The organism is Streptomyces sp. NPDC005722 (assembly GCF_040630935.1).
Taxonomy (GTDB): Bacteria; Actinomycetota; Actinomycetes; order Streptomycetales; family Streptomycetaceae; genus Actinacidiphila.
This window is the reverse complement of record NZ_JBEXYN010000002.1, coordinates 90520-105355: the sequence shown is the minus strand read 5'-3', so window position 1 is coordinate 105355 and position 14836 is coordinate 90520. Positions and strand designations below refer to the sequence as shown.

At 74.5% G+C, this 14836-nt stretch carries 18 protein-coding genes; 12 read left to right on the top strand and 6 right to left on the bottom strand.

Annotation, left to right across the window (positions count from 1 at the left end):
• Positions 1–148: 148 nt before the first annotated feature.
• Both ABZ479_RS02590 and ABZ479_RS02585 read left to right on the top strand, forming a co-directional pair.
• Entirely contained in the window at positions 149–910 is a 762-nt protein-coding gene (locus ABZ479_RS02590) for an ABC transporter permease (protein WP_500459732.1), read from the top strand.
• Positions 911–977: 67 nt separating this feature from the next.
• Entirely contained in the window at positions 978–1586 is a 609-nt protein-coding gene (locus ABZ479_RS02585; protein ID WP_500459484.1) for an ABC transporter permease, read from the top strand.
• A 15-nt stretch (positions 1587–1601) separates the two neighbouring features.
• Here the strand turns inward: ABZ479_RS02585 and ABZ479_RS02580 are convergent, their stop codons facing one another.
• The 4 genes from ABZ479_RS02580 to ABZ479_RS02565 all read right to left on the bottom strand — a co-directional run bounded on the left by ABZ479_RS02580 (position 1602) and on the right by ABZ479_RS02565 (position 5563).
• Positions 1602–1676: a 50S ribosomal protein bL37 gene (locus ABZ479_RS02580; protein ID WP_488180945.1), complete on the bottom strand. Its 75-nt coding sequence runs from the start codon at positions 1674–1676 to the stop codon at positions 1602–1604.
• Between the two features lie 66 nt (positions 1677–1742).
• On the bottom strand, positions 1743–2243 hold the full coding sequence (gene ybaK / locus ABZ479_RS02575) for a Cys-tRNA(Pro) deacylase (RefSeq protein WP_500459483.1): 501 nt from the start codon (positions 2241–2243) through the stop codon (positions 1743–1745).
• A 17-nt stretch (positions 2244–2260) separates the two neighbouring features.
• Positions 2261–2977: an LON peptidase substrate-binding domain-containing protein gene (locus ABZ479_RS02570; protein WP_500459482.1), complete on the bottom strand. Its 717-nt coding sequence runs from the start codon at positions 2975–2977 to the stop codon at positions 2261–2263.
• Positions 2978–3991: 1014 nt separating this feature from the next.
• On the bottom strand, positions 3992–5563 hold the full coding sequence (locus tag ABZ479_RS02565; RefSeq protein ID WP_500459481.1) for an oxidoreductase: 1572 nt from the start codon (positions 5561–5563) through the stop codon (positions 3992–3994).
• Between the two features lie 130 nt (positions 5564–5693).
• On the opposite strand from ABZ479_RS02565, the gene hisD reads away from it, so the two are divergent.
• From hisD to hisF, 8 genes are read left to right on the top strand one after another with little or no spacing between them, the layout of a single operon-like run.
• A complete protein-coding gene (gene hisD / locus ABZ479_RS02560) occupies positions 5694–7016 on the top strand; it encodes a histidinol dehydrogenase (RefSeq protein WP_500459480.1) in 1323 nt (440 codons plus the stop codon).
• The gene (locus ABZ479_RS02555; protein WP_500459479.1) at positions 7013–8113 is read left to right on the top strand and encodes a histidinol-phosphate transaminase; all 1101 of its coding nucleotides are present in this window, start codon (positions 7013–7015) and stop codon (positions 8111–8113) included. Before hisD ends, ABZ479_RS02555 begins: the two co-directional genes overlap by 4 nt.
• 4 nt (positions 8114–8117) lie before the next feature.
• The gene (gene hisB, locus ABZ479_RS02550) at positions 8118–8711 is read left to right on the top strand and encodes an imidazoleglycerol-phosphate dehydratase HisB (protein WP_319661088.1); all 594 of its coding nucleotides are present in this window, start codon (positions 8118–8120) and stop codon (positions 8709–8711) included.
• Positions 8708–8860, top strand: coding sequence for a CG2302 family histidine operon protein (locus tag ABZ479_RS02545; protein ID WP_406263956.1), 153 nt, complete (start codon positions 8708–8710; stop codon positions 8858–8860). Before hisB ends, ABZ479_RS02545 begins: the two co-directional genes overlap by 4 nt.
• 11 nt (positions 8861–8871) lie before the next feature.
• Positions 8872–9516, top strand: a complete 645-nt coding sequence (gene hisH / locus ABZ479_RS02540) for an imidazole glycerol phosphate synthase subunit HisH (RefSeq protein ID WP_500459478.1) — start codon at positions 8872–8874, stop codon at positions 9514–9516.
• 13 nt (positions 9517–9529) lie between these two features.
• Entirely contained in the window at positions 9530–10264 is a 735-nt protein-coding gene (gene priA / locus ABZ479_RS02535) for a bifunctional 1-(5-phosphoribosyl)-5-((5-phosphoribosylamino)methylideneamino)imidazole-4-carboxamide isomerase/phosphoribosylanthranilate isomerase PriA (RefSeq protein ID WP_499607902.1), read from the top strand.
• Positions 10261–10659: a RidA family protein gene (locus ABZ479_RS02530; RefSeq protein ID WP_500459477.1), complete on the top strand. Its 399-nt coding sequence runs from the start codon at positions 10261–10263 to the stop codon at positions 10657–10659. The genes priA and ABZ479_RS02530 overlap by 4 nt, the downstream gene beginning before the upstream one ends.
• 4 nt (positions 10660–10663) lie before the next feature.
• Positions 10664–11428: an imidazole glycerol phosphate synthase subunit HisF gene (gene hisF, locus ABZ479_RS02525; protein ID WP_500459476.1), complete on the top strand. Its 765-nt coding sequence runs from the start codon at positions 10664–10666 to the stop codon at positions 11426–11428.
• Positions 11429–11476: 48 nt separating this feature from the next.
• Here hisF and ABZ479_RS02520 read toward each other — a convergent pair whose 3' ends face one another.
• Positions 11477–12670 carry an MFS transporter gene (locus ABZ479_RS02520; RefSeq protein WP_500459475.1) on the bottom strand — a complete coding sequence of 398 codons (1194 nt, stop codon included), beginning with the start codon at positions 12668–12670 and terminating at the stop codon, positions 11477–11479.
• 3 nt (positions 12671–12673) lie between these two features.
• Entirely contained in the window at positions 12674–12817 is a 144-nt protein-coding gene (locus tag ABZ479_RS02515; protein WP_500459474.1) for a hypothetical protein, read from the bottom strand.
• 115 nt (positions 12818–12932) lie between these two features.
• Between ABZ479_RS02515 and ABZ479_RS02510 the strand changes: the two genes are divergently transcribed.
• Together ABZ479_RS02510 and ABZ479_RS02505 are read left to right on the top strand one after the other, a co-directional pair.
• A complete protein-coding gene (locus ABZ479_RS02510) occupies positions 12933–13544 on the top strand; it encodes a winged helix-turn-helix domain-containing protein (protein ID WP_500459473.1) in 612 nt (203 codons plus the stop codon).
• A 22-nt stretch (positions 13545–13566) separates the two neighbouring features.
• Positions 13567–14832: an MFS transporter gene (locus ABZ479_RS02505; protein WP_500459472.1), complete on the top strand. Its 1266-nt coding sequence runs from the start codon at positions 13567–13569 to the stop codon at positions 14830–14832.
• The last annotated feature ends 4 nt before the right edge of the window (positions 14833–14836 follow it).

The following is a 14836-nucleotide window of genomic DNA, read 5'->3' as shown; positions in this document are numbered from 1 at the left end:
GCGGGGACGTGAGCCTGGACGTGGACCGGAACGTGAACCTGGACGTGGCGCGCGGCACCGCGCAGCGGGGCGGCGCGCAGTGACGATCATCTCCGCGGGAGCGGACACCCGTACGGCGGCACTGGCGGCACCCACCGCCCCCCTCGGGATGGCGGCCGCGGCGCTCGCGCCGCGCGCCCGGCTGCTGCCCGCGATGGCCGCGGTGTACCGGGCGCAGCTGTCCCGGGCGAAGGTCGCCCGGATCCCCCTGCTGTTCGTGGCGACCTTCCAGTCGGTCGGCATCATGATCATGATGCGCGGCGTCGTCGACGGCGGCCCGGCCGCGCGCGCGGTGGTCGCCGGGTCGAGCGTGCTGGTCGTCGCCTTCGTGGCGCTCAACCTGCTCGCCCAGTACTTCGGCCAGCTGCGCGCCTCCGGCGGCCTCGACCACTACGCCACCCTGCCGGTGCCCCCGGCCGCCGTGGTGCTGGGCGCGGCGGGCGCGTACGCCTCCTTCACCGTGCCCGGGACGCTGGTGACGGCGGGCATCGGCTGCGCGCTGTTCCAGCTGCCCTTCGCCAACCTGTGGATCCTCGCCGCGGTGATCCCGCTGGCGGGGGCGGCGCTGTCCGGGCTGGGCGCGGCCCTCGGGCTGCTCGCGCCGCGCCAGGAGCTGGCCACCCTGGCCGGCCAGCTCGGCATGTCGGCGGCGCTGCTGCTGGGCGTGCTGCCGGCCGGCAACCTCCCCGAGCCGATCCGCTACGTACGGGACCTGCTGCCCTCCACCTACGGCGTGGAGGCCCTCATCCGCGGCTTCGACGACCACCCCGACTGGGTGGCGATCACCACCGACCTGTCGGTGTGCGCGGCCGTGGGCCTGGTGTCGCTGGCGGTGGCCACCTGGGCCTACCGCCGCGCGGCCTGCCGGTGACCCGCGGGTGTGGTGCCGGTGAGGTGCCGGTGACGCGGGCCACGGACGGACCTGGCACGATGGCAGGGTGACCGCACCCCTGACCCCCCACGACCACTGGCCGCCCGCGCCGCTGCCGCCGTTCCCGGAGCAGGAGAGCCGCATGGACCCCGTCCGGGAGCTCAAGAGCGGTGCCCTGACCGCGGTGCTCGTGGCCGTGGCGGGCGTGGTCCTCGGCCTGCTGTGGCTGTGGCTGGCGCCGCGGATCCCGCTGGTCTCGGACGGCAAGGCGGTCTACCTCAAGGACACCGAGGGGGAGCAGGCGATCGGCGCCGACGGCACCTTCGTGCTGCTCGGACTGGGCATCGGGGTGCTGACCGGGGCGCTCGTCTTCTGGCGCAGCCGGCGCGGGGGCGTCGGTGTCGTCCTCGGCATGGCCGTGGGCGCTGTCCTGGGCTCCGTGCTGGCCTGGCGGCTGGGCACCTGGCTCGGCCCCACCAGCGACCTGATCGCGCACGCCCGGGCGGTCGGCGCGAAGAAGGTGTTCGACGGCCCCCTGGAACTGCAGGCCAAGGGCGCGTTCCTGGCCTGGCCCATAGGGGCCGTCCTCACCCATCTGGTGCTCACCACGGGCTTCGGCCCGCGCGAGGAGCAGCAGCACCCCGCCGTGCACTGGAAACCGCCCCCGGGCGTCTGACCCGGGGGCGGGAGGTCACGCCGGGCGCCTGCCGTGGTTGGCGTTGCGCTTCTTGATCCGCCACTTGCGCTTGCGGGTGCGCTTGGACATCGGGCCTCCCCTGAGCCGGGTGCGCTTCCGGGCAGCGTGCGCCCGTACGGCCCCGCCGTCCAGGGGTCAGGCACGTCCGATCGGCGCGACGACCGCGTCCGTGAGCCGCACCAGGTCCTGCGGGGCCAGCTCGACCTCCAGGCCGCGTTTGCCTGCCGAGACGAAGACGGTGGGGTGCTCCAGCGCGGAGGCGTCCACGACGGTGCGCAGCCGCTTGCGCTGCCCCAGCGGGGAGATCCCGCCCCGGACGTACCCCGTGGTCCGCTCGGCGGCGGCCGGGTCCGCCATGCCGGCGCGCTTGCCGCCGGCCGCGGAGGCCAGCGCCTTGAGGTCCAGCGACCCCGCGACGGGGACCACGGCGACGGTCAGCGCCCCGTCCACGTCGGCGACGAGCGTCTTGAACACCCGGTCGGGGGAGGTGCCCAGCGCCTGCGCGGCCTCCTCCCCGTAGCCGAGCTCCGAGGCGGGGTCGTGGGCGTACGCGTGCACCGTGAAGACGGCGTCCGCCTTCTCCAGCGCGACGGTGGCGGGCGTGCCGCCGGAGGATGACTGCTTCTTCTTGGCCATGGCGCTGCGAGGATACGTCAGTTCGGGCTCGGGACCTGCCGGGTCAGGTCCACGGCGGGCAGGGTGCGCAGTTTGTCGATGACCGCCGCCTCGCGGCGCAGCATCGCGAGCTCCTGCTCCAGCCGGGCCGCGGTGTCCGGGGCCTCCAGCAGCGCCTGCTTCGCCGGGACCGCGGCGACGGTCGCGGCCGCCACCAGGTACGACAGCACGGTCGGGTCGTCCGGCAGCTCCTGGCTCCCCGCCAGGCTCCGCTCCCGGGCCCCGGCCAGCCGCTTCTGGTAGGTGCGGAACGCCCGGGCCACGCTGGCCGCCAGCGCCCCCGAGCCGGTGCCGGGCACCTCCGCGACCTCCTCGACCTCGCCGACCAGGTACGGCCCCGAGGCGTCCACCGACAGCAGCCGGAAGCGTGTCGTGCCGGTCGCCACGACGTCGAAGCCGCCGTCCTCGCGCTCCCCGATCGTCGCGGCGTCCGCGGTGCAGCCCAGCGCGTACAGCGCCCCGGAGAGGTCCGGCGCGTACCTGGCCGCCGCCTCCTCCGCCCCCGCGGGGGCGACCTCGTGGCCGTCGCGGATCGCCACGACACCGAAGCGGCGCGGGGCGTCCTCCGGCAGGGCCAGCAGATCGCGGAAGAGCGCGCGGTAGCGCTCCTCGAAGACGTTGAGCGGCAACACGAGGCCCGGGAAGAGGACGGAGCCGAGCGGGAAGAGCGGAAGACGAGCGGTCACGGTCAGCAAGCCTAGGGCCTGCGGCGCCCACCCCTCGTCGGCCTCGTCCCGTACCGCCCCGTTTTCTCCGCCGCGACGACGCCGCGCGCGTGTGTGCCAGGGCCGTGTTCGCTGCGGCACCTCGGGGCCGGTGACGGCTGCCGCCCGTGGCTTGGCGCCGCTCGGGGTCGCCGTGACGACGCCGGGTGCGCGACGCGGTGGGCGTTGCCGCGGGCGCGTCGGTGGGGGCCCGGGAGAGCCCGCCGCCGCTGGCGTGGCGCCGGTGCGGGTGCGTTCCCTCGCCGGCTCGTGCCGTGCCGCTCGGTTTTCGCCTTTGCTTGGCGCGGCTTTGCGGCGGTCCGCGTCCGGGGTTCGGGGGTGTGCGGGGCCGCCGTGGGGACGCCGGGCGCGTGTGGGCTGGGGCCGTGTTCGCTGCCGCACTCGGGGCGGTGAGGGCTGCCGCCCGTGGCGTGGTGCCGGTCGGGGCCGCCGTGACGATGCCGGGTACGCGTCGCGGTGGGCGTTGTTGCGGGCGCGTGGGGGCTCGTCGCTCGTGGCTGGTGGCCGGTGCGGGTGCGTCTCATCGCCGACCTCGTGCCGTGCCACCCTGCCTTCCACCTTCGCTTGGCGCGGCCTTGTGGCGGTCCGCGTCCTGGACTCGGGGATACCTGGGGCCCCGCCGTGATGACGCTAGGTGCGCGACGCGGTGGCGTTGTCGCGGGCGCGTGGGTGGTGGGGGCCCGGGAGGTCCCGCGGCCCGTGGCCTGGCGGCCGGTGCGGCGCGCACCGTCGTCGGCCCCTCGTGCTGCACCGCCCCCGGGTGTGTCCCGCGCGGTTCGCGGTGGGTGGGCCAGGGCCGTGTTCGCGGTGGCACCCGGGGACGGTGAGGGCTGCCGCCCGAGGTGTGGCGTCGGTGCGGCTCCCACCCCTCGTCGGCTTCGTGCCGTACCGCCCCCGGGTGTCTCCCCGCGGTGCGCGGCCGGGGGCGGCCGGATAAGCGGGGCTGTCAGGGGCCTCCCGGGTGGCCCGGACGGACATGCGGCGTCAACCGCGGCGGAGGAGGCGGGAGGCGCCGGCGGCGACGGTCGTGGCGAGGATCCAGCCGAGCATGGTGAGGACCGCGGCGGCCCATTGGGCGTCGCCGTTGAGGCGCCAGGCGTTGTCCTGGCCGAGGTTGATGACCGGGAGGAGGAGGTCGAGGGCGAAGAGGGGCGCGTTCCAGTTCGGGAAGGCGCCGCCGTCCACCGGCTCGGGCTCGCCGTGGACGGCGAAGAAGACGGCCCCGAACGCCCAGAGCAAGGCCATCCAGATCGCCGCGCGACCGGGCCGGTAGCCGTAGCCGACGGTCACGTCCTGGAGGTAGCCCCAGAGTTTGCCCGCGAGCGGGAGGGTCTCGCGGCGCCGCCGGTGCTTGGCGAGCAGCACCTCGCGGGCGTCGGCGTCCTCGCCGCTCGCGCGCAGGGCGGCCGCCAGGTGCTCGTACGGCTCGGGGCTGTACTCCGGGGTGGCCGCGGCCAGCCAGCCGATCCGGGCGCGCAGCGGGAAGGCGCCCTCGGGGCTGAGGGAGCCGTAGGCGAAGCCGGTCAGGTCGAGACCGCCGGCATCGGGCCAGCAGGTGCGGCTGTCCGTGAGGTTGCCCACGCGCGCGCCGGCCAGCGAGATCGTCCCGGTCGGCGGCTGGTCGAGGGTGAGCCGCAGCTCGGGCGTCTGGACGCGGCGCAGCGACAGCTGCTGCCCGCCGGTGAGCCGGAACCGCGCCTGGTGGATGATCACCGCGTTGCCGAAGCGGCCGTCGTCCAGCCGCACCCCGCCGTCGGAGCTGAAGCGCCGGGTGCGCACGCCCAGCGGAGGGGTGCCGCCGCCGGAGCCGCCCGTGCCGACGTAGCCCGCGCTGAGGTACAGGGTGTGCTCGACGGTGACCCGGGCCGCGTTGAGCGCGTAGCGCCCGTACGGGTTGTGCAGCCGGCTGCCGCGCAGGCTGAGGCGGCCGCCGATGCGGGCGCTGCGCAGGCTGACCTCGCCGGTCGCCTCGATCAGCTCGGCCTCGACGTCCTGGGCGACGCTGAGCCCGTCGGCCGCCAGCGCCCGGCCGTGCCGGTCCTTGCGCAGGGTGATCTGGTTGAGCAGCAGGTCCGTACCGATGTGGGCGTCCGTGAGCCGTATCCCTCCCTCGATCGTGCACTGCGGCAGGTGCAGGTCGCCGGAGGTGTGCAGTCGGGCCGCCTCCAGCCGGGGTATGGCGCAGCGCACCATGCGCAGGGTCGTGAAGTTGCACTCCGCGAGCAGCACCTGCTGCTCGAAGCGGCAGTCGTGCAGTTCCACGTACGGCACCACCGTGCCGCCCGAGAGGTTGAGCTGCCCGCTGATCTGGGCCCCGGACAGCTTCACGCACGACACGCGCCCCGAGGCGGCCTGCGGCCCGTCCAGGAGCAGCTTGGCGATCACCTCCGCCCGTACCGTGCGGTCCGGGCCCCAGAAGCGGTCGGCGGCCGGGTCGTCCCGCTCCGGGATGCCGGTGCGCAGGTCGTACAGCTCCCCCCGGCGGAAGGCCTCCCACAGGCCCTGCTCCACAGCGGTCCAGTCGTGCGGCGGCGCGACGTCCGACGGCTCGGTCACCGGTTTCCCTCCCGTGGCTGGCGACGACGACCGAAACGCTAGCCGGGGAGATCACCGGGCGGGGCCGGTACGCGTATCACGGACTGATACTCGACGGAGGCGACGAGGGCGGTTCTCTACACTTGGGAGGGTGATCTCCCGAATCGATCTGCGCGGCGACGCCTTCCCGTCGGACGGCATCGACCGCGACCTGCTGCCCCGTGCCGAGCTCGACGTCGAGGCCGCACTGGAGAAGGTGCGCCCGATCTGCGAGGACGTCAAGCATCGTGGCACCGCGGCACTGATCGACTACGCGCAGAGGTTCGACGGCGTCACCATCGACCGGGTACGCGTCCCCGCCGAGGCGCTGACCCGGGCCCTGGCGGAGCTGGACCCGAAGGTGCGGGCCGCGCTGGAGGAGTCCATCCGGCGCGCCCGGCTCGTCCACGGCGAGCAGCGCCGCACCGACCACACCACGCAGGTCGTGCCGGGCGGCACGGTCACCGAGCGCTGGGTGCCGGTCGACCGGGTGGGCCTGTACGTGCCCGGCGGCCGCTCGGTCTACCCGTCCTCCGTGGTGATGAACGTGGTGCCCGCCCAGGAGGCCAAGGTCGGCTCCATGGCCGTCGCCTCGCCCCCGCAGAAGGAGTTCGGCGGGCTCCCGCACCCGACGATCCTCGCCGCGTGCGCGCTGCTCGGCGTGGACGAGGTGTACGCGGCGGGCGGCGCCCAGGCCGTCGCCATGTTCGCGTACGGCACCGAGGAGTGCCGCCCGGCGACCATGGTCACCGGCCCCGGCAACATCTATGTCGCCGCCGCCAAGCGCCTGCTCAAGGGCCGCATCGGCATCGACGCGGAGGCAGGCCCGACCGAGATCGCCGTCCTCGCCGACGCCACCGCCGACCCGGTGCACGTCGCCGCCGACCTCATCAGCCAGGCCGAGCACGACCCGCTGGCCGCCGCCGTCCTGGTGACCGACTCCGTGGACCTCGCCGAGGCGGTGGAGAAGGAGCTGGAGCGGCAGGTCGCCGCCACCAAGCACGTCGAGGACCGGATCGCCCCCGCGCTGGCCGGGCGCCAGTCCGGCATCGTCCTGGTCGACGGGATCGAGCAGGGCCTGCAGGTGGTGGACGCCTACGCGGCGGAGCACCTGGAGATCCAGACCGCGGACGCCGCCGCCGTCGCCGCCCGGGTGCGCAACGCGGGCGCGGTCTTCGTCGGCGCGTACGCCCCGGTCTCGCTCGGCGACTACGCCGCCGGCTCCAACCACGTCCTGCCCACCGGCGGCTGCGCCTGCCACTCCTCGGGCCTGTCGGTGCAGTCCTTCCTGCGCGGCATCCACGTCGTGGACTACACCCGCGAGGCGCTGGCGGAGGTCGCGCCGCACGTGGTGACCCTGGCCGACGCCGAGGACCTGCCCGCGCACGGCGCCGCGGTCCGCGCCCGATTCGATTGGACGGTACCGGGTTCGTGACCGGCATCGACGACCTTCCCATCCGGGACGAACTGCGCGGCAAGTCCCCCTACGGCGCCCCGCAACTCGACGTGCCCGTACGCCTGAACACCAACGAGAACCCGTACCCGCTGCCCGAGCCGCTGGTCGAGCGGATCGCCGAGCGGGTCCGCGAGGTCGCCCGCGACCTCAACCGCTACCCCGACCGGGACGCGGTGGAGCTGCGCACCGAACTCGCCGGGTACCTGACCCGGACCGCCGGGCACGAGGTGGGCCCGGCCAACGTGTGGGCCGCCAACGGCTCCAACGAGGTCATCCAGCAGCTGCTGCAGACCTTCGGGGGCCCCGGGCGCACCGCGATCGGCTTCGAGCCCTCGTACTCGATGCACAGCCTGATCGCGCGTGGCACCGGCACCGGCTGGATCACCGGCCCGCGCCGCGAGGACTTCACCATCGACGCGGCCGCCGCCGGGCGGGCCATCGCCGAGCACCGGCCGAACGTGGTCTTCGTGACCTCGCCCAACAACCCCACCGGCACGGCCGTGGCCGCCGACACCGTCGTGGCGCTGTACGAGGCGGCCCAGGCCGCCCGGCCCTCGCTGGTCGTGGTCGACGAGGCGTACGGCGAGTTCAGCCACGGTCCGTCCCTGCTCCCGCTGATCGAGGGCCGCCCCAACATGGTGGTCAGCCGCACCATGTCGAAGGCCTTCGGCGCCGCCGGCCTGCGGCTGGGCTACCTCGCCGCCGACCCGGCGGTCGTCGACGCCGTCCAGCTGGTGCGCCTGCCGTACCACCTGTCGGCCGTCACCCAGGCCACCGCGCTGGCCGCCCTGGAGCACACCGATACGCTGCTGGGGTACGTCGAGCAGCTGAAGGCCGAGCGGGACCGCCTGGTCGGCGAGCTGAGGGCGATCGGCTGCGAGGTCACGGACTCCGACGCCAACTTCGTCCAGTTCGGCCGCTTCGAGGACAGCCACCGCGCCTGGCAGGCGATCCTCGACCGCGGCGTCCTCGTCCGCGACAACGGCGTACCGGGCTGGCTGCGGGTCACCGCGGGCACCCCGGCCGAGAACGACGCGTTCCTCGAAGCGGTACGCGAGCTGAAGAAGGAGCAGTAACCACATGACCCGCGTCGGCCGCGTGGAGCGCACGACCAAGGAGACGTCCGTCGTCGTCGAGCTCGACCTCGACGGCACCGGCAGGACCGAGATCTCCACCGGAGTCGGCTTCTACGACCACATGCTCGACCAGCTCGGCCGCCACGGCCTCTTCGACCTCACGGTCAAGACCGAGGGCGACCTGCACATCGACACCCACCACACCATCGAGGACACCGCCCTCGCGCTGGGCGCCGCCTTCAAGCAGGCGCTCGGCGACAAGGTGGGCATCTACCGCTTCGGCAACTGCACCGTGCCGCTGGACGAGTCCCTCGCCCAGGTCACCGTGGACCTCTCGGGCCGCCCGTACCTGGTGCACACCGAGCCCGAGAACATGGCGCCGATGATCGGCTCCTACGACACGACGATGACCCGGCACATCCTGGAGTCCTTCGTCGCCCAGGCGCAGATCGCGCTGCACGTCCACGTCCCGTACGGGCGCAACGCCCACCACATCGTGGAGTGCCAGTTCAAGGCGCTGGCCCGGGCCCTGCGCTACGCCTCCGAGCGCGACCCGCGCGCCGCGGGCATCCTCCCGTCGACGAAGGGCGCGCTGTGAGCAAGCCGGCCATCCTGTTCATCCTGCTGGGCCTCTTCCTGGCCGGCGGCGTCTACTCGTTCTGGAAGCAGAAGATGCCCAAGGGCGTCGTCGTGCTGCTCGGCATCGGCTCCGCCATGTCGCTGGCGGCCGGTCTGCTGCGGCTGTAGGGGGACCGCAGATGAGCGACAGGAAGGTCGTGGTCCTGGACTACGGCTTCGGGAACGTCCGCTCCGCCGAGCGCGCCCTCGCGCGGGCCGGCGCGGACGTCGAGATCACCGCGGACTTCGACAAGGCGATGAACGCCGACGGGCTGCTCGTCCCCGGCGTCGGCGCCTTCGCGGCGTGCATGGCCGGGCTGAAGGCGGTGCGCGGTGAGTGGATCATCGGGCGCCGGCTGTCGGGCGGCAGGCCCGTGATGGGCATCTGCGTCGGCATGCAGATCCTCTTCGAGAAGGGCGTCGAGCACGGCGTGACCACCGAGGGCTGCGACGAGTGGCCCGGCACCGTCGAGCCGCTGCGCGCGCCGGTCGTGCCGCACATGGGGTGGAACACCGTCGAGGCACCCGAGGACTCGCGGCTCTTCGCCGGCCTGGACGCCGACGCCCGGTTCTACTTCGTGCACTCGTACGCGGTGCGCGCCTGGGAGCTGGAGACCGCCAACCCCACGATGCGGTCCCCGAAGGTCACCTGGGCCACGCACGGCGAGCCCTTCGTCGCCGCGGTGGAGAACGGCCCGCTGTGGGCCACCCAGTTCCACCCCGAGAAGTCCGGCGACGCCGGCGCCCAGCTCCTGACCAACTGGCTCGACACCTTCAAGGACTAGGACGTACGCCGCCATGAGCACGACGCACCGCCTCGAACTCCTCCCCGCCGTCGACGTCCGCGACGGCCAGGCCGTCCGCCTCGTCCACGGCGAGTCCGGTTCCGAGACGTCCTACGGCGACCCGATGGCCGCCGCCCTGGCCTGGCAGCAGGCGGGTGCCGAGTGGCTGCACCTGGTCGACCTGGACGCCGCCTTCGGCACCGGCGACAACCGCGCGCAGATCGCCGAGGTCGCCCGCTCCATGGACATCAAGGTCGAGCTGTCCGGCGGCATCCGCGACGACGACACCCTCGCCGCGGCCCTCGCCACCGGCTGCACCCGGGTCAACCTCGGCACCGCCGCGCTGGAGACCCCCGAGTGGGTCGCCAAGGTCATCGCCGAGCACGGCGACAGGATCGCGGTCGGCCTGGACGTCCGCGGCACCACGCTGCGCGGCCGCGGCTGGACCCGCGACGGCGGGGACCTCTACGAGACGCTGGCCCGCCTCGACTCCGAGGGCTGCGCCCGCTACGTCGTCACCGACATCAACAAGGACGGCACCCTCCAGGGCCCCAACGTCGAGCTCCTGAGGAACGTCTGCGCCGCCACCGACCGGCCGGTGGTCGCCTCGGGCGGGGTCTCCTCCCTCGACGACCTGCGCGTCCTCGCGGGCCTGGTGCCGGAGGGCGTCGAAGGCGCCATCGTGGGTAAGGCCCTGTACGCCAAGGCGTTCACGTTGGAAGAGGCTCTGGAGGCTGTGTCGCGATGACCCAAACCCCTGCCGTACGGCGTGTGCAGAGCGACAGCCCCTGGGAGGAGCAGTTCGGTTTCGCACGTGGCGTCGAGGCGGGGGACCGGGTCCTCGTCGGCGGCACGATGCCGTTCGTCGGCACCACGCTGTACGGCGAGGGCGACCCGTACGAGCAGGCGAAGACCGCCTTCTCCAACGCGCTGGCCGCGCTGGAGGAGTTCGGCCTCGGTGCCGGATCGGTGGTGCGCACCCGCATGTACCTCACCCACACCCGCGACGTGGACGCGGTGGCCCGGGCCCACAAGGAGTTCTTCGACGCCGTGCGTCCCGCCGCGACGGTGGTCGTCGTCTCCGGCTTCGTGGACTCCCGGGTCCTGGTCGAAGTCGAACTGGAAGCATTCCGAGGAGCTTGAGCACATGACCCTGGCGGTCCGAGTCATCCCCTGCCTGGACGTGGACGGCGGCCGGGTCGTCAAGGGCGTCAACTTCCGGAACCTGCGGGACGCGGGCGACCCCGTCGAGATGGCCAAGCTCTACGACGCCGAGGGCGCCGACGAGCTGACCTTCCTCGACATCACCGCGTCCTCGGGCAACCGGGAGACGACCTACGACGTGGTGCGGCGCACCGCCGAGCAGGTCTTCATCCCGCTCACCGTCGGTGGCGGCGTGCGCTCGGCCGACGACGTCGACAGGCTGCTGCGCGCCGGCGCGGACAAGGTCGGCGTCAACACCGCCGCGATCGCCCGGCCCGACCTGCTGCGCGAGATCGCCGAGCGGTTCGGCCGGCAGGTGCTCGTGCTGTCCGTGGACGCGCGCCGCACCGACGCCGGGACCCCGTCGGGGTACGAGGTGACCACGCACGGCGGCCGCCGGGGCACCGGCATCGACGCGGTGGAGTGGGCGCACCGCGCCGCCGAACTGGGCGCCGGCGAGATCCTGCTCAACTCGATGGACGCCGACGGCACCAAGGACGGCTACGACACGGAGATGATCGCCGCCGTCCGCAAGCACGTCACCGTCCCCGTCATCGCCTCCGGCGGCGCGGGCCGCCTGACCGACTTCCCCCCGGCCGTCGCCGCCGGCGCCGACGCCGTCCTGGCGGCCTCGGTCTTCCACTTCGGCGACCTGCGCATCGGCGAGGTCAAGCAGACCCTGCGCGACGCCGGGCACCCGGTGCGCTAGCGCGACGGCGTCGCGCACGCGGCCCGCGCGGGCGGCCGTCCGTTCGGTTCACGCCCCGCCGGCGGGCTGGACGGCGGCGGTGTCGCGGGCGAGCAGGGGGCGCGTGGCGGTGAGGGTGAGGGCGGAGAGGGTGACGCCGCTCGCGGCGCTGACGGCCGCCGCGGGGAGGGAGCCGTCGGCGAGGATGAGGCCGCTGACGGCGGAGCCGCCCGCGATGCCCGTGGTGACGAGGGTGACCAGCCAGGCGAAGGCCTCGGTGACGGTGCCCACCGGGGCCAGCTCGCCGGTGAGCCGGAACACCACGGTGAGCAGAGGCGCGAAGAACACCCCGCTGAGCAGGGCGACCAGCGCCATCGCCGGCGGGCCGGGGACGAGGGTGAACGGCCAGAACGTGAGGGCCATCCCGGCGCCGGTGACGGCCGCCTTGGTGGCCGCGTCCGCCCGCCAGGGCAGCGCGGCGATCAGCAGGGCGCCGATCAGGGCCCCGGTGGAGTTCAGCGCCAGCAGCGTGCCCGCGCCGCCGGGCAGCGGGTGCCGTTCCGCGTAGGCGACGGCGAAGACGTTGAACGTGCCCAGCGCCCAGCCGCAGCCGGTGAGCGCGCACAGCAGCACCACCAGGGCCCGGCTCCGCAGCGGCCCCAGCCAGTGGACGGAACGGGCGGCCGAGGCCCACGCCCGGGACGGCGCGGAGGTCGCGACGGAGAGCGCGCCCACCACCCCGAGTACGGCCGCGGCCAGCAGCGCCAGCCGGGGCGGTCCGGCCACGGCGAGACCGCCGACCAGCAGCGGGCCGCCGATGAAGACCAGTTCCTGCGCGCCCGCGTCCACGGCGTACGCCGACTCCAGTTCGTCCGGCTCCACCAGGTCGGGCCACAGCGCCCGCAGGCACGGCTCCAGCGGAGGCGACGCGGCCCCGGCGACGGCCGGGCCCAGCACCGCCACCGCCGTGCTGCCCGGAGCGGCGGCCAGCGCGGCGAAGCCGGCGGCCGAGACCAGCGACGAGACGACGAGCACGCGCGGCTGCCCCAGCCGGTCCACCCACCGTCCCAGGAGCGGCCCGCCGATCGCCCCGGACACCGCGTAGACACCCCCGGCGGCGCCGACCAGCCGGTAGTCGGCACCGGCCGCGCGCAGCGCCAGGGCGATGGCCAGGGCCGCCATGGCGGTCGGCAGCCGTCCGACGAGCGAACCGGACAGCAGACGGCCCACATGGGGCCGGCGGAGCAGCTTCAGGTACGGCACACGTCACCCACGGAGGTCGAGCGCTGCGGCGATCACGTCGTGCACCAGGGTCTCACCGGACGCCCGGTTCTCCTCCAGCCGTTCGAGATCTTCCCGGCCGGACCAGCCGTACTCGGTGCGCTTGCCCGGTTCCGGGCGCGGACGCACGCGGTCCCTGCCGACGTCGACCTGGAGCGGCGTTGGGCGACCACCGCCCCGATGCGCACGATCAATTGCGCAATTTCCATTGCGCAAATTCCCTTTCCTGTCTAGCCTCCCGGATATGACCGAGGAAGAGCCGGAAGAGACCGGCGCGGACCCCCGCAGGATCACGGACCTCGACGCGCTCAAGGTCTTCACCCACCCGCTGCGCATCGAGCTCTACCGCGCCCTGTTCACCGCCCGTACCGCAACCGCCTCCCAGCTGGCCGACCAGGTCGACGAGGCGGTCTCGCTGGTCAGTTACCACCTGCGCAAGCTCGCCGCGCACGGGTTCATCACCGAGGCCGCCGGGCATAGCTCCGACGGCCGCGAGCGGTGGTGGAAGGTCGGCTCCGAGCGCGGATTCACCTTCCGCGCCTCGGACTTCGCCGACCGCCCCGAGGGCGCCGCCGTCATGGGCGAGGTGACCCGGCAGCTCCTCGCCACCCGGTACGCGCGCTACGCCGCCTACCTCGACCAGCAGCTCGCCTGGGGCAAGGAGTGGACCGACGCCTCCTTCAGCTCCGAGTACCTGCCCCGGCTCACCGCCGACGAGACGCGGCGGTTCGCCGAGGAGCTGGACGAGCTGATGAAGCGCTGGACCGACCGCGGGCGCGCCGCCGAGGAGGCGGGCGACACCGAGGGCCGCGAGCACGTCGCGGTGCACCTGTACGGATTCCCCTACCGGCCGTGAACACCGAAGGAGGCGCGACCCCATGACGGCGCCCGCCACCGCCGCACCGCCCCTGTCCCCCTCCCGTGCCCCCGCCCACCGGGACGCCAACGTCCTGCGCTGGCTGGCCGCGTTCACCTCCTCGATCGTCGGTGACGCCGTGTGGTTCCTCGCCCTGTCCTGGGCGGCCACCCGCGCCGGGGACCCCGGGCGGGCGGGTCTGGTGCTCGCGGCCGGCGCCGTGCCGCGCGCGGTGCTGATGCTCGGCGGGGGAGTGCTGGCCGACCGGTTCGGGCCGCGCCGCATCGTCATCGGCAGCGACCTGACGCGGTGCGCGGTGATGTTCGCGGCGGCCGCGCTGCTCGTCCTCACCACCCCCGGGCTGTGGGCGCTGGCCGTGATCGCGCTGCTCTTCGGCGCGGTGGACGCGGTGTTCCTGCCCGCGGTCGGCGCCCTGCCGCCCCGGATCACCGGCACGGACCAACTGGGGCGGCTGCACGGCATGAAGGGGATCGCGATGCGCGTCGGCAACGTGGCCGGTGCCTCGCTGGGCGGCACGGTGGTCGCGACCGGTGGCGCCGCGGCCGCGTTCGCCGCGGCGGGCGTGCTGTTCGCGGTCTCGCTCGTGCTGCTGCTGGCCGTCCGCGTCGACCCGCTGCCACCCGGCGACCGGGCCGCCCCGGCCGACGGCTCCGCGTGGCGGGACCTGGTGGAGGGCCTGCGCTACATACGCGGACGGCGCGTGCTCACCGCCCTCATGGCCGTCATCGCGGTGGGCGAGCTGGGCTTCGCCGGGCCGTTCAACATCGGCCTCGCGCTGGTCGCCGCCGACCGGGGCTGGGGAGCGGCCGGGCTGGGCTGGATCGTCAGCGGCTTCGGCGCCGGAGCGGGCGCCGCCTCCCTGCTGCTGACGGTACGCGGCCGGCTGCCGCGCGCCGGCCTGGCGCAGGCCTGCTGCCTGGGGCTCGCGGCGGTCGCGGTGGCCGCCTTCGCCTTCGTCCCCGCGCTGCCGGGGGCGGTGGCCGCGGCGGTCGTGGCCGGCCTCGTGGCAGGGCTGAGCGGCGCACTGTGCGGAGCCCTGCTGCAGACCCTGACCGACCCCGCCTACCTCGGCCGGGTCAGCTCGGTGGCGGCCCTGTTCTCGCTCGGCGTCGCACCGATGAGCTATCCGCTCACCGGTGCTGCCATCGGCGCCTGGGGCGTGCAGCCGGTGTTCGCCGGGAGCGCGGCGGTCGCGGCCGCGGGGGCCGTCGTGGGGTTCGCCGCACCGGCGCTGCGGCGGGCGGAACTCGCCCGCCGCCCCGGGTAGCCGG